General features: G+C 71.3%; 18 protein-coding genes and 1 pseudogene. 14 read left to right on the forward strand and 5 right to left on the reverse strand.

What is annotated here, in order from left to right; all coding sequences use genetic code 11:
• Positions 1–293 precede the first annotated feature (293 nt).
• From M1203_RS06830 to M1203_RS06865, 7 genes and pseudogenes are all read left to right on the forward strand, one after another.
• Positions 294–1,472 carry an FAD-binding oxidoreductase gene (locus M1203_RS06830; protein ID WP_249948611.1) on the forward strand — a complete coding sequence of 393 codons (1,179 nt, stop codon included), beginning with the start codon at positions 294–296 and terminating at the stop codon, positions 1,470–1,472.
• The gene (locus M1203_RS06835; protein WP_249948612.1) at positions 1,469–1,768 is read left to right on the forward strand and encodes a (2Fe-2S)-binding protein; all 300 of its coding nucleotides are present in this window, start codon (positions 1,469–1,471) and stop codon (positions 1,766–1,768) included. Before M1203_RS06830 ends, M1203_RS06835 begins: the two co-directional genes overlap by 4 nt.
• Positions 1,749–3,077, forward strand: a pseudogene (locus M1203_RS06840) (FAD-dependent oxidoreductase); the annotation flags it as partial. The gene M1203_RS06835 and the pseudogene M1203_RS06840, both read left to right, overlap by 20 nt.
• Before the next feature lie 198 nt (positions 3,078–3,275).
• Entirely contained in the window at positions 3,276–4,226 is a 951-nt protein-coding gene (locus tag M1203_RS06850) for a dihydrodipicolinate synthase family protein (RefSeq protein ID WP_249949061.1), read from the forward strand.
• A gap of 5 nt (positions 4,227–4,231) precedes the next feature.
• Entirely contained in the window at positions 4,232–5,293 is a 1,062-nt protein-coding gene (locus M1203_RS06855) for a proline racemase family protein (protein WP_249948613.1), read from the forward strand.
• Between the two features lie 20 nt (positions 5,294–5,313).
• The gene (locus M1203_RS06860; RefSeq protein ID WP_249948614.1) at positions 5,314–6,042 is read left to right on the forward strand and encodes a GntR family transcriptional regulator; all 729 of its coding nucleotides are present in this window, start codon (positions 5,314–5,316) and stop codon (positions 6,040–6,042) included.
• 135 nt (positions 6,043–6,177) lie between these two features.
• On the forward strand, positions 6,178–7,377 hold the full coding sequence (locus tag M1203_RS06865) for a cytochrome P450 (protein WP_249948615.1): 1,200 nt from the start codon (positions 6,178–6,180) through the stop codon (positions 7,375–7,377).
• 171 nt (positions 7,378–7,548) lie between these two features.
• Here the strand turns inward: M1203_RS06865 and M1203_RS06870 are convergent, their stop codons facing one another.
• Positions 7,549–10,941: an amino acid adenylation domain-containing protein gene (locus M1203_RS06870; RefSeq protein WP_249948616.1), complete on the reverse strand. Its 3,393-nt coding sequence runs from the start codon at positions 10,939–10,941 to the stop codon at positions 7,549–7,551.
• A gap of 33 nt (positions 10,942–10,974) precedes the next feature.
• Positions 10,975–11,433 (reverse strand): pyridoxamine 5'-phosphate oxidase family protein, encoded by a 459-nt coding sequence (locus tag M1203_RS06875; protein WP_249948617.1) that lies wholly within the window; start codon positions 11,431–11,433, stop codon positions 10,975–10,977.
• A gap of 393 nt (positions 11,434–11,826) precedes the next feature.
• On the opposite strand from M1203_RS06875, the gene M1203_RS06880 reads away from it, so the two are divergent.
• Positions 11,827–12,468 (forward strand): TIGR00730 family Rossman fold protein, encoded by a 642-nt coding sequence (locus tag M1203_RS06880; protein WP_249948618.1) that lies wholly within the window; start codon positions 11,827–11,829, stop codon positions 12,466–12,468.
• Positions 12,469–12,505: 37 nt separating this feature from the next.
• Here M1203_RS06880 and M1203_RS06885 read toward each other — a convergent pair whose 3' ends face one another.
• Positions 12,506–12,685, reverse strand: a complete 180-nt coding sequence (locus tag M1203_RS06885; RefSeq protein WP_249948619.1) for a hypothetical protein — start codon at positions 12,683–12,685, stop codon at positions 12,506–12,508.
• A gap of 108 nt (positions 12,686–12,793) precedes the next feature.
• Positions 12,794–13,666 carry an undecaprenyl-diphosphate phosphatase gene (locus tag M1203_RS06890; protein WP_249948620.1) on the reverse strand — a complete coding sequence of 291 codons (873 nt, stop codon included), beginning with the start codon at positions 13,664–13,666 and terminating at the stop codon, positions 12,794–12,796.
• Positions 13,667–14,093: 427 nt separating this feature from the next.
• On the opposite strand from M1203_RS06890, the gene mutA reads away from it, so the two are divergent.
• The 4 genes from mutA (at position 14,094) to M1203_RS06910 (ending at position 20,416) form a co-directional block, all read left to right on the forward strand.
• Positions 14,094–15,971: a methylmalonyl-CoA mutase small subunit gene (gene mutA, locus M1203_RS06895; protein WP_249948621.1), complete on the forward strand. Its 1,878-nt coding sequence runs from the start codon at positions 14,094–14,096 to the stop codon at positions 15,969–15,971.
• A complete protein-coding gene (gene scpA, locus M1203_RS06900; RefSeq protein WP_249948622.1) occupies positions 15,971–18,250 on the forward strand; it encodes a methylmalonyl-CoA mutase in 2,280 nt (759 codons plus the stop codon). The genes mutA and scpA overlap by 1 nt, the downstream gene beginning before the upstream one ends.
• Before the next feature lie 4 nt (positions 18,251–18,254).
• Positions 18,255–19,250, forward strand: coding sequence for a methylmalonyl Co-A mutase-associated GTPase MeaB (gene meaB / locus M1203_RS06905; RefSeq protein WP_249948623.1), 996 nt, complete (start codon positions 18,255–18,257; stop codon positions 19,248–19,250).
• Between the two features lie 101 nt (positions 19,251–19,351).
• Positions 19,352–20,416 (forward strand): enoyl-CoA hydratase/isomerase family protein, encoded by a 1,065-nt coding sequence (locus M1203_RS06910; RefSeq protein ID WP_249948624.1) that lies wholly within the window; start codon positions 19,352–19,354, stop codon positions 20,414–20,416.
• 30 nt (positions 20,417–20,446) lie between these two features.
• On the opposite strand, the gene M1203_RS06915 is transcribed toward M1203_RS06910, so the two are convergent.
• The gene (locus tag M1203_RS06915; RefSeq protein ID WP_249948625.1) at positions 20,447–21,175 is read right to left on the reverse strand and encodes a TVP38/TMEM64 family protein; all 729 of its coding nucleotides are present in this window, start codon (positions 21,173–21,175) and stop codon (positions 20,447–20,449) included.
• A gap of 88 nt (positions 21,176–21,263) precedes the next feature.
• On the opposite strand from M1203_RS06915, the gene M1203_RS06920 reads away from it, so the two are divergent.
• Positions 21,264–21,449: a hypothetical protein gene (locus M1203_RS06920; protein WP_249948626.1), complete on the forward strand. Its 186-nt coding sequence runs from the start codon at positions 21,264–21,266 to the stop codon at positions 21,447–21,449.
• 97 nt (positions 21,450–21,546) lie between these two features.
• Positions 21,547–22,716, forward strand: coding sequence for an elongation factor Tu (gene tuf, locus M1203_RS06925; RefSeq protein WP_249948627.1), 1,170 nt, complete (start codon positions 21,547–21,549; stop codon positions 22,714–22,716).
• The last annotated feature ends 38 nt before the right edge of the window (positions 22,717–22,754 follow it).

Here is a 22,754-nt window from a genome sequence, read left to right on the forward strand (position 1 = left end):
CGGGAACCGGCCGCCGAAACATGGGTGCTTCCCCGGGGACCCCTCCCCCCGGGCCGCCCCCCTCAAAGCTGCACTTGCGGTGGAGGGGCGGGTGTCAAGGGTGAAGCGAAGCGGAATCGGCGCAGCCGACGCGACGAAGGAGCGCCCTTGACGCCCGACCCGCAACCGCGACACTCAAAGATCAGGGGCGGCCCCCACCCGTCTCTGGACCCTCCGGTCCACCCCGACCAGCCCGCTCACAAGGCGGCTGACGGACCATGGTGCGCCACACTGCTATGTGACATGCTACTGACATGGGCAGCTCGGAGAGATCTCCAGATGTCGTTGTCATCGGCGCGGGCATGGTCGGCGCCGCCTGCGCCTACTACTGTTCCGCGGCGGGTCTCCGCGTCACCGTGATCGAGCGGGGCGCGATCGCCGCGGGAACCACCTCCGCCTGCGAAGGCAACATCCTGCTCTCCGACAAGGAACCAGGACCCGAACTCGATCTGGCGCTGCTCTCCGTGCGCCTCTGGGGCGAAGTCGCCCAGGACATGGGTCCCGAGCGGCTGGAGTACCAGCGAAAAGGCGGCGTCGTGGTCGCCACCTCAGGCGCCACGGCCGACGGTCTCCGGACACTCACCGCCGTTCAGCGCGCCGCCGGAATCGACGCGATCGACGTGTCCTCCGGCGAAGTCGCCGAGCTGGAGCCGCACATCACACCCGACGTGGTCTCGGGCGCCTACTACCCGCAGGACTGCCAGGTCCAGCCCATGCTGGCGGCGGCTCGGCTGCTCCAGCGCGCGCGTGGGCACGGTGCCACCGTACTGCCGGGGACGGAGGTCGTCGGATTCGTACGGGACGGCCGTGGCACCGTCACCGGCGTCCGGACGGACTCGCCCACGGCGCCCGTGATCCATGCCGGGTGGATCATCAACGCCACCGGCACCTGGAGCGGACAGACCGCCCGCCTCGCGGGCGCGCCCGTCCCGGTGCTGCCGCGCAAAGGGTTCATCCTGGTCACGGAGCCGCTGCCCCGGGTCATCCGGCACAAGGTGTACACCGCCGAGTACGTCGCCAATGTGGCCAGCAGTGACGCGGCGCTGGAGACCTCGGTCGTGGTGGAGGGTACCGGGGCCGGGACCGTACTGATCGGGGCCAGCCGCGAACGTGTCGGCTTCGACCGGTCGATGTCGCTGCCGGTCCTGCGCAAGCTCGCCGCACAGGCCATCGCCGTCTTCCCGTTCCTCGCCGAAGTCCGGCTGCTGCGAAGCTACTTGGGCTTCCGCCCCTACTGCCCGGACCACCTCCCGGTCATCGGCGCCGACCCGCGCGCCCCCGGACTCCTGCACGCCGCGGGACACGAGGGCGCCGGGATCGGGCTGTCCACCGGGACCGGGTATCTGATCGCGCAGGTGATCGCCGGTACGGAACCCGACCTGGATCTCTCTCCGTTCCGCCCGGACCGGTTCGGGGAGGAGGTGGCGGCGTGAGTGCCGAGGGCGAGACCCCCCAACCGCGGTTCCAGTTCCGGTTCGACGACGGGACGATCGACGCCTCGGCGGGCCAGACCATCGGCGCCGCGCTCATCGCCGCCGGGCACCGCTCCTGGCGCCGTACCCGCATCGGCGGCGCTCCGCGCGGTGTGTTCTGTGGCATCAGGGTGTGCTTCGACTGCCTGGTCACCGTCAACGAGCAGCCGAATCGACGGGCTTGTCTGATCGAGGCCGCGCCAGGCGACCGGGTACGTACTCAGGAGGGGGCGGGCCATGACGACCTCGCGTGCTGATCCGGCCGCCGCACGGCGCGACCGTTACGATCTCGCCGTCCTCGGCGCCGGCCCGGCCGGTCTCGCCGCCGCCGTCACGGCCGCCGGCGCCGGAGCACGCGTCGCGCTGATCGACGCGCAGCCGCGGCCCGGCGGCCAGTTCTGGCGCCACCGCGAAGGCGACAACGGCGCGTCACACCACGACTGGCCGGTGTTCCAACGACTGTTGCGCGGACTCACCGACCACGCGGAGCGGATCGCACACCTGCCGGGGCAGTCCGTGTGGCACATCGAGCGGACCGCCGAGGAGTCTCCGTACGGATTCCGCACCCACACCACTGCCACCCGCACCCTCGACGACAGCACCGAACGGGTCGTCGAGAGCCGTACGGTGGTGATCGCCACCGGAGCGTACGACCGCCAACTCCCCTTCCCCGGCTGGACGTTGCCCGGCGTCTTCACCGCAGGCGGCGCGCAGGCGCTGCTCAAGGGGCAGGGGGTACGCGCAGGCCGGCGGATCGCGGTCGCCGGCACCGGCCCGTTCCTCCTCGCCGTCGCCGCCGGACTCGCCGAGGCGGGCGCGGACGTCGTCGGGGTCTTCGAGGCCGGGCTGCCCACCGCCTTCGCGCGGCATCCGCTCGCCCTGGCCCGTAACCCCGGCAAGCTCGCCGAGGGCGCGGGGTTCCTCCGTACGCTGCTGCGCCACCGCGTGCCGTACCGGACCCGTACGACCGTGGTCGCCGCCCACGGCGAAGGCGAGGTGTCCGGGGTCACGGTGGCCGCGCTCGACGCGCGGTGGCGGATCGTGCCGGGCAGTGAGCGCCGTGTCGACTGCGACACGCTCGCCGTCGGCTACGGCTTCACGCCCCAGATCGAGATCCCGCTCCAGCTCGGCTGCGACACGCGCCGCGACCTCGACGGAAGCCTGGTCGCCGGCGCCGACGGCCGGCAGCTCAGCTCGGTTCCCGGGGTCTATCTCGCGGGCGAGGTCTGCGGCGTCGGTGGCGCGGACCTGTCCGTGACCGAGGGCCGGCTCGCCGGACTCCACGCCGCGTACGCCACCGTCGGCACCGCCCCGGACCCGGCGGCGGTGCGCCGGCTGTCGCACCGGCGCGCGGCGCTGCGCGCCTTCGCCACCGCCCTGCACGAGGCCTGTCCGGTGCGCCCGGGGTGGACCGGGTGGATCGACGACGACACCGTGGTGTGCCGGTGCGAGGAAGTCACGGCGGGCGCGATCACCGAGGTCATCGAAGAGCTGGGCGCCACCGATGCGCGCGCGGTGAAGCTGTTCGCGCGGCCCGGCATGGGGCTGTGCCAGGGGCGCGTCTGCGGATACGCCACCAGTTGTCTGGTCGCCGCACGCACCGGGCGCGAACCGACCGAGGACGATCTGCGCTCCATGGCGAGCAGACCCATCGCGCAGCCGGTGTCGCTCGGCGCCCTGGCCGCCGCCGCGAAACCCACCGCCCAGCCCCGTCAGTCCCATCAGCGAGGTCAGTCCCGGCAACAGAGTCTCCGTGGAGGTCGTATGAACGCGTCAGCGCCCCGGCAACTGCAAGAGCACGAGCACGAGCAGTCCCGGCGCAAGCCCTGGCACGGCGTGCTGGTCGCCACAGCGCTGCCGCTGCGCGAAGGCTCCACCGGCCGGCTGGAGGTGGACTTCGACGGCTACGCCGACCATGTCAGCTGGCTCGCCGCGAACGGATGCGACGGCGTCACCCCGAACGGCTCGCTCGGCGAGTACCAGACCCTCTCGCCGGAAGAACGCGCCCGTGTGGTGACCACGGCGGTCGAGACCGCTCCCGAGGGCTTCACGGTCATGCCCGGAGTGGCCGCCTACGGCGCCGACGAGGCCCGCCGCTGGGCCGAGCAGGCTGCCGAGGCGGGCGCCGCCGCCGTGATGCTGCTCCCGCCGAACTCCTACCGGGCCGACCCGCGTGCCGTGGTCGCGCACTACCGCGAGGTCGCCAAGGCCGGCCTGCCGGTCGTCGCGTACAACAACCCCTTCGACACCAAGGTCGATCTGGTGCCCGAGCTGCTCGCGGAACTCCACGCCGAGGGACTGATCGTCGCGGTCAAGGAGTTCTCCGGCGATGTCCGCCGCAGTTACCGGATCGCCGAACTCGCCCCCGGTCTCGATGTGTTGTGCGGCGCCGACGATGTCGCGCTGGAGCTGGCCGTCGCGGGTTCCCCCGGCTGGGTCGCCGGCTATCCCAACGCGTTCCCCCGCGCCTCGGTCGCACTGTGGCGTGCCGCCTCGGCCGGTGATCTGGAGACCGCGCTGCCGCTCTACCGGGCGCTGCACCCGCTGCTGCGCTGGGACTCCAGGACGGAGTTCGTGCAGGCGATCAAGGCGAGCATGGATCTGGTTGGTCGCTACGGCGGTCCCTGCCGTCAGCCGCGCGTTCCGCTCACCCCCGAGCACGAGGAGATCGTGCGCAGGGCCACCGAGAAGGCGCTCGCGGAAGGGCTCGGGTAATCCGTATGCGCAGCAGCAGGGTCTTCCACGCGGTCGATTCCCACACCGAGGGCATGCCCACCCGGGTCATCACCGGCGGCGTCGGTGTGGTGCCCGGCGCCACCATGTCCGACCGGCGCCGGTACTTCATCGAACACCTCGACCACATCCGTAAGTTCCTGATGAACGAGCCCCGTGGCCACGCGGCGATGAGCGGGGCGATCCTGCAACCGCCCACCCGCCCCGACGCCGACTACGGCGTGCTCTACATCGAGACCTCCGGCTGTCTCCCGATGTGCGGGCACGGCACCATCGGTGTCGCCACCGTCCTGGTGGAGACCGGCATGGTCGAGGTCACCGAACCGGTCACCACCATCCGCCTCGACACCCCCGCCGGGCTGGTCGTCGCCCGGGTCCGGGTGACGGACGGAGTGGCGACGTCGGTCGTCCTGCGGAACGTACCGTCGTTCGTGCTCGGTCTCGACCGTACGGTACGGGTCGAGCCCTGGGGCGACATCCCCTACGACCTCGCCTTCGGTGGCAACTTCTACGCCATCGTCCAACTGGACAAGCTGGGCATCCCGTTCGCGCGGACGGAGAAGCGGCGCATCCTCGACGCGGGCCTCGCCATCATGGCCGCCGTCAACGACCAGGACCGCCCCGTCCACCCCCTCAACCCCGAGATCAACGGTTGCCACCATGTGTATCTGGCCGCCCCCGGGTCGGACGCCAGGCACTCCCGGCACGCCATGGTCATCCACCCGGGCATGTTCGACCGCTCGCCCTGTGGCACCGGCACCAGCGCCCGTATGGCCCAGCTGCACGCCCGTGGCGAACTCGCACTCGACACCGATTTCGACAACGAGTCGTTCATCGGTACGCATTTCACCGGCCGCCTCGTCGAAGAGGGCATCCTCGGCGAGCAGGGCGTACCCGGCGGACCCGGGCAGGGCGTACCCGGCGGGCCCGAAGCGCCCCGCGGTCTCACCACCGTGATTCCCACCATCGAGGGCCGCGCCTGGATCACCGGCACCGCCCAGTACCACTACGACCCCGACGACCCGTTCCCCGAAGGGTTCGAGTTGTGACCGTACGAAGGAGCAGGCCCATGACCACGACCGAGGGTGACCCCAGCACGCCGCTCCTGCCCTCGTTCGGCGCCCGGCGCAATCTCCGTGAGGAGATCATCGAAACCCTGCGCGGCGCGGTGATCTCCGGTCAACTGCGCCCCGGCGTCGTCTACTCGGCGCCCAGCCTGGCCGAGCAGTTCGGCGTCTCCTCCACCCCCGTACGGGAGGCGATGCTCGATCTCGCCCGCGAGGGGCTGGTCGGCGTGGTCCGTAACAAGGGCTTCCGGGTCACCGACCTGTCGGAGGCCGACCTCGACGACATCACGCATCTGCGCGCCCTCATCGAAATCCCCACCGTGCGACGGATCGCCGAGGCGGGCGTCGATCCCGCCGCCATCGAGCGGCTGCGTCCGCTGGCCACGGCCATCGAGGACGCGGCACGCCGACAGGACCTCATCGCGCATGTCACCATCGACATGGAGTTCCATCTCACGCTGCTGGGTCTGACCGGCAACACCTATCTGGTCGAGACCGTCCGCTCCCTCCGCTCCCGGTCCCGGATCTACGGTCTCAAGATCCTGGCCGAGCGCGACCGGCTCATCCCCTCCTCGCACGAGCACTCCGAACTCCTCGACCTGATCAGTGCGGGCGACGCGGACGGCGCCGAGCAGCTGATGCGACGTCATATCGGCCATGTCCGCGGCATCTGGGCGGAGCGGGTGGCTACGGACGACGAGGACAGTCACCCCGAGAACAGCCACCCCTGAGAGTGGTCTTCCGCTGCTCCTGTTCCGTTATCGGGTGTATGCCGCCATCACGGGAATGTATGGATGAAAGCCCCTTTCAGGGTCTTCGGCCCGCCGTCCCCGGCCGGCCCGTCCATCGAACAGGAGACGGTGGTCATGAGCGTTGTCGGTGGCATCCCGCACTACCCGTTCAGCTTTCGCGGCGACGCCTTGGCGAGTGAGCTGGGCAGATTCGTTGTCGAGGAGCCCGTCACCCGCGTGGTGACCAACGCCGGCGCGCTCGGCTGGCTCGTGACCGGTTACGACGCCGCGCGGGAGGCGCTGAAGGACCCCCGGCTCAGCCGAAGCCTGATCGCCGACCCCGCGATGCCGCAGGAGGACCACTCCGCGCCGCCGCTCAGCGTCGTCGGCACGATGACCATGCTGCGGGCGGCGGGGCTGCGGGACGAGGCCGTGAAGGGAATGGGGCCGCGGCAGCCGCATATCTCGCTGGAGCGGGTGCGCGACATCGCGTCCACCCTGCTCACCACCATGACGGCGAAAGGGCGGGCGAACACAGAACCGGGCGATCTGGTGGCCGACTTCGCCCTCCCGTGGGCCTCCCAGGTGACCTGTGAACTGCTCGGGCTGCCCACCGAGGCGTCCCCGGAGCTGGCCGGCTGGTTCCGTCTGCTCTGCACGGGCGAAGAGGCGGACGAGCATCTCTTCTCCGACTGGACGAAGGCGCTGAGCCGCTTCGACGACTGGATGACGGGCATCGGCACGGAAGGGCTGCTCGGCCGCCTCGCTCTGCTGAACCGCTCCTCCGAACATCCGCTGAGCCACCGGGAGTTGGTGGAGATCGCGCTGTTCCTCTTTGTGTCGGGCCTGGGGAACCCGGCCGGCTTCCTGGCACTCTGCGGTCTGGTCCTGGCACGCGACCCGGAGCTGGCCGCCCGGCTGAGGGCGGAGCCGCAGGCGCTGCCCGGCGCTCTGGAGGAGCTGTACCGGTGGTCCGTCATGCTGGGCGATTCCATTGCGCGTATCGCCCGGGAGGACGCCGAGGTCGGCGGAGTCCGGGTCAGCGCCGGTGAGTTGGTGCTGATCTCCATCGACGCGGCCCATCGCGACCCCGCCGTCTTCGACTCGCCCGACCGGCTGGACATCGACCGGCGGCCGTCGGCGCCGCATCTCCGGTTCGGGCAGGGGCGGCATTTCTGTCCGGCCGCCGCGCTGAACCGGGCGCAGACCGAGGCGGCGTTGCGGGCTCTGCTCGACACCGTCCCCGGGCTGCGGCTGGCCGTCGCCCCCGAGGAGATCCGCTGGCGGCAGGACCACGCCGTACTGCTGCCGGAGACGATTCCGGTGCGCTGGTGACGGTCGCCCCTCTGCTCGGTCGCCCCGCTGCCCGGTCGCCCCGCTGCTCGGTCGTCCCGCTGCTCGGTCGCCCCGCTGCTCGGTCGCCCCGCCGCCGCACGAGCGGCGGCGGGACGGGGCCGGGGAAGCGGCAACATCCCCGGCCCCGACACCACGTGACCCGTTCGCCGCCTATGGCACCGTCGCCGCCACGCCGGCCGGAGCGACCGCGGGCCGCGTCATATAGCCCGAGGTGAAGAAGTACTCCAGATAGCGGTCCAGCATCACCGCGTCCACCGGCGGGCAGTCCAGACCGCTCCCCGCCAGGGCCGCTTCGGTGTTACGGCGGCTCAGCCGGGGGAAGACGCCCTCCAGATACATCTCCTTGACCGAGATGTCGCCCTGGTTCGCCCGGTCCACACAGAGGGACACGAAAGGCGCGGTCGGGCTGGTGGGATGGAGTGAGACATGACGTACCAGCTCGTCCACCCACTCCCCGTACGGCAGCATGCGCATCGCGCACCCCGCCGCGCGCATCCGGTCCAGCACATCACGCAGCACGGCCGGGCGCGGATTGGTGAGGTGGTAGACCCGGTCCTTCGCCCGGTGCCGGGTGGCGATATGCACCACGGACTCCGCCACATGATCGACCGGCACGAAATCCATCGGCAGCGCGATATCGGGAGCGAGCCCCGTCTCCGCGATGGTCTTGAACAGCGAGCAGATCGCCGTCTCCGTGTTGCAGGCGCCGTGCAGCCGGTCCCCGGTCACTTCGTACGGACGGTAGACGGCGACCGGAAGTCCCTGCTCGGCCGCGCCGCGCAGCAGACTCTCGGCGACCCACTTGCTCTCGGCGTACCCCATCGTGAGCCGGTCCGCGTGAGCGAGACGTACGTCCTCGTCGACCTCCCGCGCCCCGGCGGTGCCGAAGCCGGCGAGGACCGCCACCGTGGACAGGAAGTGCACCGGCACCCGGCGGGGGGCCGCCAGCTTGATGATCTCGCGGGTGCCCTCGACATTGGCGGCCCGCAGAGCGCCGTACGGATAGAGGAAGTTGACCTGCGCGCCGTTGTGCACGATCAGATCCAGGCGCGCGGCCAGAGCGGCGGCGTGTTCCGCTGACAGACCGAGTCCGGGCGCGGCGAGGTCCCCGGGGAAGCAGACCAGCCGCTGCCGCACGGTGTCGTCCGCGCGCAGACCGTAGCGGGTGAGCGCGGCCAGGACGCGGCGCTCCGCGTGCGCCGCGCCCGAGGCGCGTACCGGGCAGTGGATACGGGCCGTGGTGTCCCGTAACAGCCGGTCCAGGAGGAACGCGCCGACGAAACCGCTGGCGCCGGTGAGCAGGACGTCCGACGGGTCGCCGGGCCGCGGCACCGGCGTCTCGGCGGGCGGCAGCGAGAAGCCGAGCGCGCTCTCGCGTACGAAGTCGACCTCCGCGTCCGGGGCCCCCGAAGGAACGCCCGTCCGCCGCGGGCCGGCCGGCCGGCCGCGATGGGCGCCGACGGCGGCCGCGAAACCCTCCAGCGTCGGGTCGGCCAGCAGGGCGCGGATCAGACCGCTGCCGAGCGCCGCGTCAAGATTCAGCAACGCGAGCGCCCGGGCGACGACTTCGGCCGCCAGCAGGGAATCGCCCCCGATGAGGAAGAAGTTGTCGGTGGGCGTGGGGCGTACGCGCAGCACCAGGTGCCACACCTCGGCCAGCGCCTCCAGCGGGCCGTCCGTCTCGGCGCCGGGGCCGCCGGACCGTGTCCCCCCGCCGGGACCGGACGGGTACGGGGCGCCTTCCCGCGACGCACCGCCCGGCCCGCTCATCTCGCCGTGCCCCGACTCGGCCAGCAGGCGCCCGCGGTCGACCTTGCCGGCGCTGGTGACCGGGAACCGTTCCCGCGCGACAAGGGTCGGCACCGCCTGGGCGGGCAGCCAGCTCACGCAGTATCTCCGCAGCGCGTCCACCGGAAGCGTGCCGCCTGGCCGCGCGGGGGTGAGATAGGCGGCCAGGACACCGTCGCGGAGTTCCACGACGGCCTCGCCCACCTCGGTGTGACAGCGCAACCGCGCCTCGATCTCGTCCAGTTCGATGCGCTGGCCGCGCACTTTGACCTGCCGGTCCAGCCGTCCCCGGTACTCCAGCAGACCGTCGGGGCCCCGTACGACACGGTCACCGGTCCGGTACAGCCGGCCACCCGGCTCGTCCGGCGAGCCGACGAACCGTTCCGCCGTCAGCTCCGCGTCCCCGATGTACTCCAGCGCCAGGCCGTCCCCGCCGACGTACAGTTCGCCCTCCTCGTCCGGCGCGGCGGGCGTACCGTCGGGGCGCAGTACATGGCAGGTGGAGGTAGCGAAGGGACGGCCGATGGGAAGGTGGGTCTCGTCGCCGGTCAGCTTCGGCAGGAAGTACGCGGTCGACACCACGCTGTTCTCGGTGGGCCCGTAGAAGTTCACGACGGTCGTGCCGGGGCAGGCGGTCTGTACGGCGCGGGCGAGACCGGGGTCCATCGCCTCCCCGCCGGCGGAGGCGAACCGCAGTCCGCGCAGGGCACCGGGCCGGGTCCTGGCCACATGGTGGAAGACGCTGGTGGTGAGATAGGCGACGGTCACGCCCTGAGTGCGCAAGCGCTCCTCCAGGACGGCGGGGGCGAGCAGTTCCTCGCGGTCCACCAGTACGAGGCAGGCGCCGCCGAGCAGTCCGCTCCAGATCTCGATCGTGGAGGCGTCGGAGGAGAGGCCGTAGCCGTGCAGTACTCCGTCGCCGGGGCCGGGCGGGGGCAGTCGTCGATCCGACAGCACCAACTGGATCACCCCGCGGTGGGCGATGGCGACGGGCTTCGGCCTGCCGGTGGAGCCGGACGTGAACATCACATAGGCGCGGTCGGTCGCCGCCGGGGACGGCAGTGGGGTGCTCTCCGCGGCGGGAGGGGCGTCGGTGATCCGGCCCAGCTCGACGCGCGTGCGCAGACCGCGGATACGACGGACGCTGCCGGGCAGAACGACGGCGACATGGACGCCCGCGTCCTCGGCCATCGCCCGCAGCCGGGCCGGCGGATGGTCCTCGTCGAGGGGTACGTAGGCACAGCCGGCCTTGAGAATGCCCAGGAAGGCGACCAGCGCCTCCAGCGAGCGGCTGCCGCACACCCCCACCGCCGAGCCCGGTGCCACCCCGGCGGCGAGCAGCCGGGCCGCCAGGCGGTCGGAGTCGGCACTGAGCTGACCGTATGTCATGACGCGGTCCCGGTGCCGGGCCGCGGGCGCCAGCGGGGCGGCCCCGGCGCGCGCTTCGAACAGCCGCGGGAGGCTGCTGTTCCGTGGATAACCCGGGTCAGGGGACGCCGAGTCCCCCGGCCCGCCGGGGTCCGGCGGACGGCCGGGGCGAGGACGGCCAGGGCTCCGGGGGTGCCCGCGGCCCGGGGCGAGGGGAGTGACGACCGGTCCGCTGCGTCCGGTCGTGGGGTCGGGGTGGCCCTCGATACCGTCCGTGTGGATACCGTCCGTCTCGATGCCCTGCGTGTCGATGCCTTGCGTGTCGATGCCTTGCGTGTCGATGCCCTGCGTGTCGATACCGTCCGTGCGGGGGTCGGTGTCGGTCATGCGGTCCTGCCTTCCGGCGCTGTCGGGGTCGGATCAGCGTGCGCCGTCGGCACCGGCGAACTCGGCGGCGAAGGCGGCGAAGTCGGCGCTCCGCCAGCGCTCCGGACGCATCCGGAAGGTGATGTCGTCGATGAGCTGGTCCCGTGTCCCCACGAGGTAGTCCCGCGCCTCGGCGGCCCCCAGATAGCGATGGGCCATGGCCTCGCGCTCCGCCGCGTCCATCGGATCCGCGACGGAGGTGATGGGACCCTCCACGCTGACATAGCGGTAGGGGGCGGTCTCGTCCTGTACGCACAGGCTGAAGCGGCCGGCCTCTTTGAGCAGACGTGCCTTGAGCGACATCCTGCCGGTCTGCACCACGACGTCCTTGCCCGGCTCGTACCGGTACCAGACCGGTACGAGCAGCGGTGCGCTGACTCCACGGGGGTCGGTGACTCCCAGGACACCCACATGGGTGTCGGCCAGGAATCGTTCGCGTTCGTCACCTTGCATGGCGGGCACCATCGAGGCCTCCACATCTCCGTCGGGGCCGGGAGACCGTCACGGGCCCCGGCAGTAGGGGAAAGCGACGGAGGCGGGCTCACCGCGGCCGGGGAAGTCCGGCCGCCACGCCGCGGGCGGGCCGTACCGCACCCGCCGTACTCCGCAGCAAACGTCTCGCCCCACCGGTATGCCCTTGGCTGCGCCACATGACCCGGTAAGTAATCCCTTCGGGGGTTTAGTGCTACTAATCGGTCCTTGTGGAGAGGAGTGGCGGAGAGCGGAGGGGAGGGGGCGTGGAGGGGGCACGGAGGGGCACCCAAGGCCCTCTTCGCTTAACGTAGCTGTTCGGATACGGTGTGTGTCGATCGGGGCCGGGCCAGAGAGACGGAGACGGATATGACCATGCCAGCGTCGCGAGTGGAGCGAGTCGGTGTGTTCTGCGGCGCCAGGCCGGGCGCCCGCCCCCAGCATCTGAGACTCGCCACCGAGTTCGGCGAGGCGCTGGCGCAGCGCGGGACGGGACTGGTGTACGGCGCGGGAGGCGTCGGCATCATGGGCGCCGTCGCCGATGCCGTGCTGGACGCGGGGGCGCCGGTGACGGGAGTGATCCCCCGTCAGTTGTACGAACGTGAGCAGCCGGACGAGTCACGCACCGAAGTGATCGTCGTGGAGACGATGCACGAGCGCAAGGCGCTGATGTACCGCCTCGCGGTCGGCTTCGCGGTGCTCCCGGGCGGCCTCGGCACGCTCGACGAACTGCTCGAAGTGGCGACATGGAACCAACTGGGCATTCATCACAAGCCACTTGTGCTGGTCAACCAGGGCGGATTCTTCGACCCGCTGCTGACGCTCCTGGACAATATGGTCGCCGACGGCTTCATCAGTCAGGAAGAACGCGTAGTCATCCAGGTCGCGTCCGGGGTGGAGGAGGCGCTCGACTGTCTGGTCAGCCCGGAGCCCAAGCCCAAGTCCAAGCCCGAGCGGCCGACGCCGCCACCGGTCGCCGCCTCCCGGGCCGCGGCGGCCCCCACCGCCGCGACCTGACCGAACCGGCGGGCGGGCGGGGACTGGGCGGGGAAGCTCAGGCCGCCTCGTCCACGCTGTCATGGAGGGCCGCGGCCCACTCCAGCAGCAGGACCTCGTACGCCTCCGCCGGCCAGGTCCCGTCGGACGAGTCGGTCGCGTCCACGAGCGCGCGGATGCGCTCATTGGCCGCGACGGCGTCGGATGCCGGGGTCCCGGAAGCGGAGGAGGAGGACATGTGACCAGCCTAGGGGGCCATGCCCCGTCCCGGTGCCGATCGGGGAGCGTCCTTGCTCACACTTCGTTCACGCGCCGCCACGCATCGCGCGGGCCCCGGCGGCCGGGATCAGCCGGCCGACTCGCCCGCGTGCGGGCTCAGTGTGTCCGTGCCGACCAGGACCAGGATCGCGATACCGAGCAGGATCCGGTAGATCACGAACGGCATGAAGCTCTTCGTGGTGATGAACTTCATGAACCAGGCGATAACGGCATATCCAACAACAAACGCGATGAATGTCGCGAAGATGGTCGGTCCCCAGGAAACATGCCCCTCACCTGCTTTCCTCAGTTCGAACGCGCCCGAGGCGAGCACCGCGGGGATCGCGAGCAGGAACGAGTACCGCGCCGCCGCCTCACGGGTGTATCCCATCAGCAGACCACCGCTGATCGTGGCACCCGAGCGCGAGACACCGGGCACCAGCGCCATCGCCTGGCAGAAGCCGTAGATCAGACCGTCCTTGACGCTCAGCTCCTTCAGCGACTTGCGCTCCTTGATCGCGCGGTGCTTGCCGCCGGTCTCGTCGCGGGCCGCCAGCCGGTCGGCGACACCGAGCACGATGCCCATCACGATCAGAGTGACGGCGATCAGTCGCAGATCACGGAACGGACCGTCGATCTGGTCCTTCAGCGTCACGCCGAGGACGCCGATGGGGATCGAGCCGATGATGACCAGCCAGCCCATCTGGGCGTCGTGATCACCGCGCATCGACTTGTTGACCAGCGAGCGGGACCAGGCGGAAACGATTCGGGCGATGTCCTTGCGGAAGTAGATGAGGACCGCCGCCTCCGTACCGATCTGGGTGATCGCGGTGAACGCCGCGCCCGGATCCTGCCAGCCGGCGAAGACCGCCGTCAGCCGCAGGTGGGCGCTGGAGGAGATGGGGAGGAACTCGGTCAGCCCCTGGACGAGCCCGAGGATGAAAGATTCGAACCAAGACATGGGGTACTACGCCATCCAAGAGATGATCAAGCACTGGCCCGCGGAACAGCGGCGCAGTGACGGACTGAGGGCTGACGGTCGAAGTGCGGGTTGGATCATATGGATGGGTGAGTGGTCCTACTCATGCCGGCTCTTCACTGACGTGGCGCTCAAGTGGCGCTGATGTGGCACTGCTGAGGTCGGTCCCGGACCGAGTCCGGGACAGGGCAGATCATCGCCGTCCGCACAGGGCGACGGCGATCACATGGTGGTGGTGGGCAGCGTAGCGTCTGTTAGATAACGGGACGGAGGTGACCCCTGGTGCAACGGGTCCTCGCCCTGGCACATCCCGCACCATGAATGACCTACACCCAGGGGATTTCGGCGAGGGCAAGGTCACAGTGACGCGCTCTGCTTCTCGTTCGCCGCGCTGCCCTAACATCTGGGCATGACGGTGCTGCCTGACGACGGGCTCTCCCTGGCCTCCGAGTTCCCCGACGCGACCCGCGAGCAGTGGCAGAGCCTGGTGGCAGGCGTGCTGCGCAAGTCGGGTCGGGATCTGCCGGGGCCGGCTGCCGAGGAAGCGCTCTCCACCACGCTGCAGGACGGGCTCAGCACCCGTCCGCTGTACACCGCGGACGACGCGCCCGGAGGCATCGGCTATCCGGGCTTCGCGCCGTTCACCCGAGGCGGCCGTCCCGAGGGCGCCGCGGTCTCCGGCTGGGACGTACGGCAGCGCCATACGCTCCCGGACCCCCTGCGCGCCAACGAAGCCGTGCTCTCCGACCTGGAGAACGGGGTCACGTCCCTCTGGCTGTCGGTGGGTTCCGCCGGAATCCCGGTGTCCGGGCTCGCGACGGTGCTCGACGGCGTCTATCTCGATCTCGCGCCGATCGCGCTCGACGCGGGCGCCGAATTCGGGCCCGCCGCGAGGGCGTTGCTGAAGCTGTACGAGGAGCGCGGGGTGGCCCGCCACGCGGCGCGCGGCACCCTCGGCGCGGACCCCGTCGGTGAACTCGCCCGTACCGGACGGGAAGTGACGGGCCTGACGGAAGAGGCCGCCGAACTCGCCGCGCTCTGCGACCGGGAGTACCCGGGCCTGCGCGCGATCACCGTCGACGCGCTGCCGTACCACGAGGGCGGCGCCTCCGACGCACAGGAGTTGGGCTGTGCCCTGGCCACCGGGGTCGGCTGGCTGCGCGACCTGACCGCGGCCGGACTCACCGTCGAAGCCGCCTGCGAACAGATCGAGTTCCGGTACGCCGCGACCGCCGACCAGTTTCTGACGATCGCCAAACTCCGGGCCGCGCGCAGGCTCTGGGCCCGGGTGACAGAGGTCTGCGGCGCGGGCGCGGGCACCGGGGCGCAGCGTCAGCACGCCGTGACCTCACCGGTGATGATGACCCGGCGCGACCCCTGGGTGAACATGCTGCGGACCACGGTCGCCTCGCTGGCGGCCGGGGTCGGCGGCGCCGACGCCGTGACCGTACTGCCCTTCGACCACGCACTCGGCCTGCCCGACGCCTTCGCGAGCAGGATCGCCCGCAACACCTCCACGATCCTGCTGGAGGAGTCCCACCTGGGGCGGGTCATCGACCCCGCGGGCGGCTCCTGGTACGTGGAACGGCTCACCGACGATCTCGCACACGCCGCCTGGGCGTGGTTCCAGGAGATCGAACGCGCCGGTGGCCAGCGCGCCGCGCTCCACGACGGACTGATCGCCGAACGGCTCGCGGCCACCTGGCAGGAGCGCTCCGGCAGGCTGGCCCGGCGGCGCGAACCCATCACCGGCGTCAGTGAGTTCCCGCAGCTCTCAGGGCCCCCGGTGGAACGCGACCCGGCGCCCGCGCCGCCGGGAGGCGGACTGCCGGTGGTACGCCGCGACGAGGCGTACGAGACGCTTCGCGCCCGCTCCGACGCGCATCTCGCCGCCACCGGCGCCCGGCCCCGTGTCTTTCTGGCCGCCCTGGGACCGGCCGCCGCGCACACCGCGCGCGCCACCTTCGCGGCCAGCCTGTTCCAGGCAGGCGGAATCGAGCCGGTCCACGACCCGGTGACGGTCGACGCGGCGACCGCCGCCGACGCCTTCACCCGCAGCGGGGCCGCCATCGCCTGTATCTGCTCCAGCGACGCGCTCTACGCCGAGGGTGCCGCGCCCGTCGCGGCGGCGCTCAAGACGGCCGGCGCTCTCCAGGTGTTCCTCGCCGGCCGCCCCGGCGAACAGCGTGAGACCTATGTACGGGCCGGAGTCGACGAGTTCGTCGTCGCGGGCGGCGACGCGATCGCCGTCCTGACCTCCGTCCTCGACCGGATGGGAGTGGCGTGATGGGGATCCCGGACTTCTCCGAGATTCAACTCGGCCCCGGCGACAGCGCGGGGACCACCGAGGACCAGTGGCGTACGGCCGTCAAGGAGCACACCGGCAGGACCGACCACGAACTGTTCTGGGACACCCCCGAGGGCATCGCCGTCAAACCGCTGTACACCGCGCGGGATCTGGCGGGGCTCGACTTCCTCGGCACCTACCCCGGCATCGCGCCGTATCTGCGCGGCCCGTATCCGACGATGTATGTCAACCAGCCCTGGACCATCCGGCAGTACGCGGGGTTCTCCACCGCCGAGGAGTCCAACGCCTTCTACCGGCGCAACCTCGCCGCCGGGCAGAAGGGCCTCTCGGTCGCCTTCGATCTGCCGACCCACCGCGGCTACGACAGCGACCACCCCCGGGTGACCGGCGATGTCGGCATGGCGGGTGTGGCCATCGACTCGATCTACGACATGCGCCAGTTGTTCGACGGCATCCCGCTCGACAGGATGAGCGTGTCGATGACGATGAACGGCGCGGTCCTGCCGGTACTCGCGCTCTATATCGTGGCCGCCGAGGAACAGGGCGTACCGCCCGAGAAGCTGGCCGGGACCATCCAGAACGACATCCTCAAAGAGTTCATGGTCCGCAACACCTATATCTATCCGCCGAAACCGTCGATGCGGATCATCTCCGACATCTTCGCGTACACCTCGCGGAAGATGCCGCGCTACAACTCCATCTCCATCTCCGGCTACCACATCCAGGAAGCGGGGGCGACGGCCGATCTGGAGCTGGCCTACACCCTCGCGGACGGCGTGGAGTATCTGCGCGCCGGGCTCGGGGCCGGGCTCGACGTGGACGCGTTCGCGCCCCGGCTCTCCTTCTTCTGGGCCATCGGCATGAACTTCTTCATGGAGATCGCCAAACTGCGCGCGGCCCGGCTCCTCTGGGCCAGGCTGGTCAAGAAGTTCGATCCCAAGAACGCCAAGTCGCTTTCCCTGCGCACCCATTCACAGACCTCCGGCTGGTCGCTCACCGCGCAGGACGTCTTCAACAACGTCACCCGCACCTGTGTCGAGGCGATGGCCGCCACGCAGGGCCACACCCAGTCGCTGCACACCAACGCGCTGGACGAGGCCCTCGCCCTGCCCACCGACTTCTCGGCCCGTATCGCCCGCAACACCCAGCTGCTGCTTCAGCAGGAGTCCGGGACCTGCCGGGTGACCGACCCGTGGGGCGGCAGCGCGTATGTCGAGAAGCTGACCTACGACCTCGCCAGGCGGGCCTGGGGGCACATCGAGGAGGTCGAGGCGGCCGGCGGAATGGCGCAGGCCATCGACGCCGGAATCCCCAAACTCCGGGTCGAGGAAGCCGCGGCCCGTACCCAGGCGCGGATCGACTCGGGTCGTCAGCCCGTCATCGGCGTCAACAAGTACCGGGTGGAGACCGACGAGAAGATCGACGTGCTCAAGGTCGACAACTCCTCCGTACGCACCCAGCAGATCGAGAAGCTGCGACGGCTGCGCGCCGAACGCGACGAGGACGTCTGCCAGGACGCGCTGCGCGCGCTCACCGCCGCCGCCGAGGCCGGCTCGCGCCCCGGACTTGACGGCAATCTGCTCGGCCTCGCGGTGAACGCGGCCCGCGCCAAGGCCACCGTCGGTGAGATCTCCGACGCCCTGGAGAAGGTGTACGGGCGCCACTCCGGCCAGATCCGTACCATCGCCGGTGTGTACCGCAACGAGGCAGGCACCTCCCCGGCCGTCGAGCGCACCCGCGCCGCCGTCGAGGACTTCGAACAGGCCGAAGGACGCCGGCCGCGCATCCTGGTGGCCAAGATGGGCCAGGACGGCCATGACCGGGGCCAGAAGGTGATCGCCACGGCCTTCGCCGACCTGGGCTTCGACGTGGATGTCGGCCCGCTGTTCCAGACGCCCGCCGAGGTGGCGCGGCAGGCCGTCGAGGCCGACGCGCATATCGTCGGTGTCTCGTCGCTCGCCGCCGGGCACCTCACGCTCGTACCGGCGCTGCGCGAACAGCTCGCCGAGGAGGGCCGCGAGGACATCATGATCGTGGTCGGCGGGGTGATCCCGCCCCAGGACATCGAGGAGCTGCACCGGGCCGGGGCCGCCGCGGTCTTCCCGCCGGGGACGGTCATCCCGGACGCCGCGCACGATCTGCTGACCGCGCTCGCGCTCTCGCTGGGTCACGACACCGCCGCCGATGAGCCCGCGGCCGGAGAGGCCGCCCCGGGCGAAGCCGCCTCCGGTGAAACCGCTCTCGGCGCGGAGCGGTGAGCGCGTGCCCCCACGGATCGACATCGACAGTTACGTCAAGGGCGTTCTGGACGGCTCCCGTTCGTATATCGCCCGTGCCGTCACCCTCGTGGAGTCCACCAGGTCCGACCACCGCAGGCTCGCCCAGCAGTTGCTGACCGAACTGCTGCCGCACTCCGGGAAGGCCCGCAGGATCGGTATCAGCGGGGTCCCCGGCGTCGGCAAGTCCACGTTCATCGACGCGATGGGGACGCTGCTCACCGGGCTCGGCCACCGTGTCGCGGTGCTCGCCGTCGACCCGTCCTCCAGCAGGACGGGCGGCTCCATCCTGGGCGACAAGACCCGGATGGAACGGCTCGCCGTGGACCCGGCCGCGTTCGTACGGCCCTCGCCGACCGCGGGCACGCTGGGCGGGGTGGCCAAGGCGACCCGCGAGACCATCATCGTCATGGAGGCCGCCGGGTACGACGTGGTGCTCGTCGAGACCGTAGGGGTCGGCCAGTCCGAGACCACCGTCGCCAACATGGTCGACTCCTTCCTGCTGCTCACGCTGGCGCGCACCGGGGACCAGCTCCAGGGCATCAAGAAGGGCGTCCTCGAACTGGCCGACGTCATCGCGGTCAACAAGGCCGACGGCCCGCACGAACGCGACGCGCGCTCGGCCGCACGGGAACTCGCGGGCGCGCTACGGCTGATGCACCCGGCGGACGCCGCCTGGACGCCGCCGGTGCTCAGTTGCAGCGCGCGGGAGGGCAGCGGCCTGGACACCGTATGGGAACGGCTCGAACAGCACCGCGCGGTGCTCGGCGCCGACGGCCGGCTGGAGCGCAAGCGCCGCGACCAGCAGGTCGACTGGACGTGGGCGATGGTCCGCGACCACCTCCTCGACCGGCTGCGCGAACACCCGGGCGTACGGGAACTGGCGCCCGCGCTGGAGCGGGAGGTACGGGAAGGGACCCTGACCGCGACGCTCGCCGCGGAGCGGATCATCGAGGCGCTGGCGGCCCCCACCCGTATCTGATCCCCCTGACGGACCGGTGGGGAGCCCCAGGAACAGCGTGTCCATACTGGACGGGTGCGATCTCACGGACGCGTCGGCCCAGGGAAGGAACCAGCGAGAGCATGGCCCACGACGAACCCGTACTGACCGCCCGCGCGGGCCGTACGGCCCACATCACCCTCAACCGACCCCGCGCGCTCAACGCCCTCACCCACCCCATGGTGCGGACGATCGACGAGGCGCTGGCCGCGTGGGAGGGCGACGACGACGTCACGGCCGTGGTCATCTCGGGCGCCGGTGACCGAGGGCTCTGCGCCGGTGGCGACATCCGTGTGATCCACGAGGACACGCGCACCGGTGGGGGTGTCTCGCCCGCCTTCTGGCGCGACGAGTACCGGCTCAACGTCCGGATCGCCCGCTACCCCAAGCCGTATGTCGCGCTGATGGACGGCATCGTGATGGGCGGCGGCGTCGGCGTCTCGGCGCACGGCAGCGTACGGATCGTCACCGAACGCTCGGCCGTCGCCATGCCCGAGACCGCGATCGGGCTGGTCCCCGATGTCGGCGGCACCTATCTGCTCTCCCGCGCGCCCGGCGAGCTGGGCACCCATCTCGCCCTCACCGGGCAGACGTTCGGCCCGGCGGACGCGCTGCTGTGCGGGTTCGCGGATCACTTCGTACCCTCCGACCGGCTGGGCGAGCTGCGCGCCGCGCTCGCGGGGCCCGAGGTACGGGAGGCGGCGGACGTGCGGGAGATCGTGCGCCGGTACGGGGCGACAGCGCCGCAGGGGCGGCTCGACGCGGACCGTGAGTGGATCGACGACTGCTACCCGGCCGGGTCCGTGGAGGAGATCATCGACCGCCTGCGGGGCAACGGGGCACCGGCGGCGAAGGACGCCGCGGAGACGCTTCTCACCCGGTCGCCCACCGCGCTCAAGGCCACGCTCGTCGCGGTCCGCCGGGCCCGCAGGACCGCCACGCTCGAACAGGTGATCGATCAGGAGTATCGCGCCTCGTGCGCTGCGCTGACCTTCCCCGATCTCCAGGAGGGCATCCGGGCCCAGGTCATCGACAAGGACCGCAGGCCGCGCTGGTCGCCGAAGGAACTGGCGGAGGTCACGGACGCCGACGTGGCGCGGTTCTCCGCACCGCCGCCCGGCGGCGACCTCGGGCTCGGCACGCCATGACCGCGCCGCCACACCCGGCGTGAGGTGAGCTCAGCGGCGGCCGAGGCGGTGGCGCTGGCGCCAGGCGACGATCGCCGCGGCCACCCCGGTGACCACGATGAAGCCGGTCGCGATGAGGAACATCGGCGAGGTCGGGGAGGACGCCTCGCTGCCCGCGATCACATATGCCGCGGTGTTGGGGATCGTTCCGATCCCGGTCGCCAGCAGGAACGGCGCCCATCGCATACGTGAGACGGCGGCGCAGTAGGTGCCGAGGGCGAACGGCACTCCCGGAAAGAGCCGGAGCGCCATCATCGACCGGAAGCCGTGCCTGCTCAGCTGTCCGTCGGCCGCCAGCAGCCAGCGGCCCCGCAGCAGCGGCCGAAGCGCCCCCTGCCCGAGAATGCGGACGAGCCCGAAGGAGATCGCGCCGGCCAGGACCGACCCCACGCTCGCGGCGAGCAGCCCGAACGCCGAGCCGAAGAGCGCGCCGGCGGCGAGACTGAGCAGGGGACGGGGTACGAACGCGACGGCGCACAGCCCGTACGCCACGGCGAACAGCACCACCGCCGTCGCGCCGCTGAACTGCGGCGGCCAGCCGTCGGCGAGAAACTTCTGCGGTTCGTACAGCAGCACCGCCACGCCCGCCGCGGCGAGCACGACGACGAGCAGGGCGAACCGCGACCAGGGCGAGAGCAGCAGCCGGAGGCAGCGCAGAGCGAGGCCCGGCGAAGGCTCGGGGGCCGGCTTCGGGACCGGCCTGGGGGCGGTGTCGAGCATATTCGGGGATGCTAGCCGACCCACATGAACTCCCGTGGCGGGGAAAACCATTCGACGTGAACAGTGGGCATGGGCCAGGATCGGCGACATGTTCCGGCACGCCTTCCCCGCAGCGCCGTCCGCAGTCGCGGACGCGCCGAAGGCTGCCGGTTTCCCCGCCGGTCTCCCCCTCGCGCACGCGGCCGACACGGCGGCGCTCATCGCGACCGCGCCCCCCGCGGCGGCAGCCGCGGCAGCGGCACCCGCGGCGCCCCTCGGCGGCGCCCGAAGCTGACCCTTCCCGGATCGTCCGGCGGACCCCGCAGGGGGAGGGTCGGCAAGGCCCGGGGGTCCCTCTCAGCTTCGAGTTCCTGGAAGGAACCACGCGAACCATGCCCAAGACGGCATACGTGCGCACCAAGCCGCATCTGAACATCGGCACCATGGGCCACGTCGACCACGGAAAGACCACCCTGACCGCCGCCATCACCAAAGTCCTCAGCGACCGGGGGACCGGCACGTTCGTGCCGTTCGACCGGATCGACCGGGCCCCGGAGGAGGCCGCCCGGGGGATCACCATCAACATCTCGCACGTCGAGTACGAGACCGACACCCGGCACTACGCGCATGTCGACATGCCGGGCCACGCCGACTACATCAAGAACATGGTGACCGGCGCCGTCCAGCTCGACGGGGCGATCCTCGTCGTGTCCGCGCTCGACGGGATCATGCCGCAGACCGCCGAGCATGTGCTGCTCGCCCGCCAGGTCGGCGTCAACCACATCGTCGTCGCGCTCAACAAGGCCGACGCGGGCGACGACGAACTGACGGACCTGGTCGAGCTGGAGGTGCGTGAACTGCTCACCGAGCACGGGTACGGCGGCGACGCGGCGCCCGTCGTCCGGGTCTCCGGGCTGCGCGCGCTGGAGGGCGACCCGCGCTGGGTGGCGGCCGTGGAGGCGCTGCTCGACGCGATCGACACGTATGTGCCGATGCCCATCAGGTACACGGACGCGCCGTTCCTGCTCCCGGTGGAGAACGTCCTCACCATCACCGGGCGCGGCACGGTCGTCACCGGTGCCGTCGAGCGCGGCACGGTGCGGGTCGGCGACCGGGTGGAGGTGCTCGGCGCCGGTATCGAGACGGTCGTCACCGGGCTGGAGACCTTCGGCAAGCCGATGGAGTCCGCCGAGGCCGGGGACAATGTCGCGCTGCTCCTGCGCGGCACGCAACGCGACGCGGTCCGCCGCGGCCATGTGGTGGCGGCGCCGGGCAGTGTCGTGCCGAGCAGGCGCTTCACCGCGCAGGTGTATGTCCTCTCCGCCCGCGAGGGCGGGCGGACGACCCCGGTCACCAGTGGCTACCGGCCGCAGTTCTACATCCGTACGGCGGATGTGGTCGGTGACATCGACCTGGGCGAGGCGGCCGTCGCGCGCCCCGGGGACACGGTCAGTCTGACCGTGGAGCTGGGCCGTGACGTCCCGCTGGAGGCCGGGCTCGGCTTCGCGATCCGCGAGGGCGGCCGTACGGTCGGCGCCGGCACGGTCACGTCCCTGCTCTGACCCCGTCCGCGAGGCCGCGCCCGGCCCGCGCCCATGGT

The organism is Streptomyces sp. 35G-GA-8 (assembly GCF_023534745.1).
GTDB lineage: Bacteria > Actinomycetota > Actinomycetes > Streptomycetales > Streptomycetaceae > Streptomyces.

What these genes read in the sequence shown, in the direction of transcription:
- M1203_RS06830 (WP_249948611.1), top strand. Translation starts at nt 294, where the DNA reads ATGGGCAGCTCGGAGAGATCTCCAGATGTCGTTGTCATCGGCGCGGGC.
- M1203_RS06850 (WP_249949061.1), top strand. Translation starts at nt 3,276, where the DNA reads ATGAACGCGTCAGCGCCCCGGCAACTGCAAGAGCACGAGCACGAGCAG.
- M1203_RS06855 (WP_249948613.1), top strand. Translation starts at nt 4,232, where the DNA reads ATGCGCAGCAGCAGGGTCTTCCACGCGGTCGATTCCCACACCGAGGGC.
- M1203_RS06860 (WP_249948614.1), top strand. Translation starts at nt 5,314, where the DNA reads ATGACCACGACCGAGGGTGACCCCAGCACGCCGCTCCTGCCCTCGTTC.
- M1203_RS06865 (WP_249948615.1), top strand. Translation starts at nt 6,178, where the DNA reads ATGAGCGTTGTCGGTGGCATCCCGCACTACCCGTTCAGCTTTCGCGGC.
- M1203_RS06870 (WP_249948616.1), bottom strand. Translation starts at nt 10,941, where the DNA reads ATGACCGACACCGACCCCCGCACGGACGGTATCGACACGCAGGGCATC.
- M1203_RS06875 (WP_249948617.1), bottom strand. Translation starts at nt 11,433, where the DNA reads ATGCAAGGTGACGAACGCGAACGATTCCTGGCCGACACCCATGTGGGT.
- M1203_RS06880 (WP_249948618.1), top strand. Translation starts at nt 11,827, where the DNA reads ATGCCAGCGTCGCGAGTGGAGCGAGTCGGTGTGTTCTGCGGCGCCAGG.
- M1203_RS06885 (WP_249948619.1), bottom strand. Translation starts at nt 12,685, where the DNA reads ATGTCCTCCTCCTCCGCTTCCGGGACCCCGGCATCCGACGCCGTCGCG.
- M1203_RS06890 (WP_249948620.1), bottom strand. Translation starts at nt 13,666, where the DNA reads ATGTCTTGGTTCGAATCTTTCATCCTCGGGCTCGTCCAGGGGCTGACC.
- mutA (WP_249948621.1), top strand. Translation starts at nt 14,094, where the DNA reads ATGACGGTGCTGCCTGACGACGGGCTCTCCCTGGCCTCCGAGTTCCCC.
- scpA (WP_249948622.1), top strand. Translation starts at nt 15,971, where the DNA reads ATGGGGATCCCGGACTTCTCCGAGATTCAACTCGGCCCCGGCGACAGC.
- M1203_RS06910 (WP_249948624.1), top strand. Translation starts at nt 19,352, where the DNA reads ATGGCCCACGACGAACCCGTACTGACCGCCCGCGCGGGCCGTACGGCC.
- M1203_RS06915 (WP_249948625.1), bottom strand. Translation starts at nt 21,175, where the DNA reads ATGCTCGACACCGCCCCCAGGCCGGTCCCGAAGCCGGCCCCCGAGCCT.
- M1203_RS06920 (WP_249948626.1), top strand. Translation starts at nt 21,264, where the DNA reads ATGTTCCGGCACGCCTTCCCCGCAGCGCCGTCCGCAGTCGCGGACGCG.
- tuf (WP_249948627.1), top strand. Translation starts at nt 21,547, where the DNA reads ATGCCCAAGACGGCATACGTGCGCACCAAGCCGCATCTGAACATCGGC.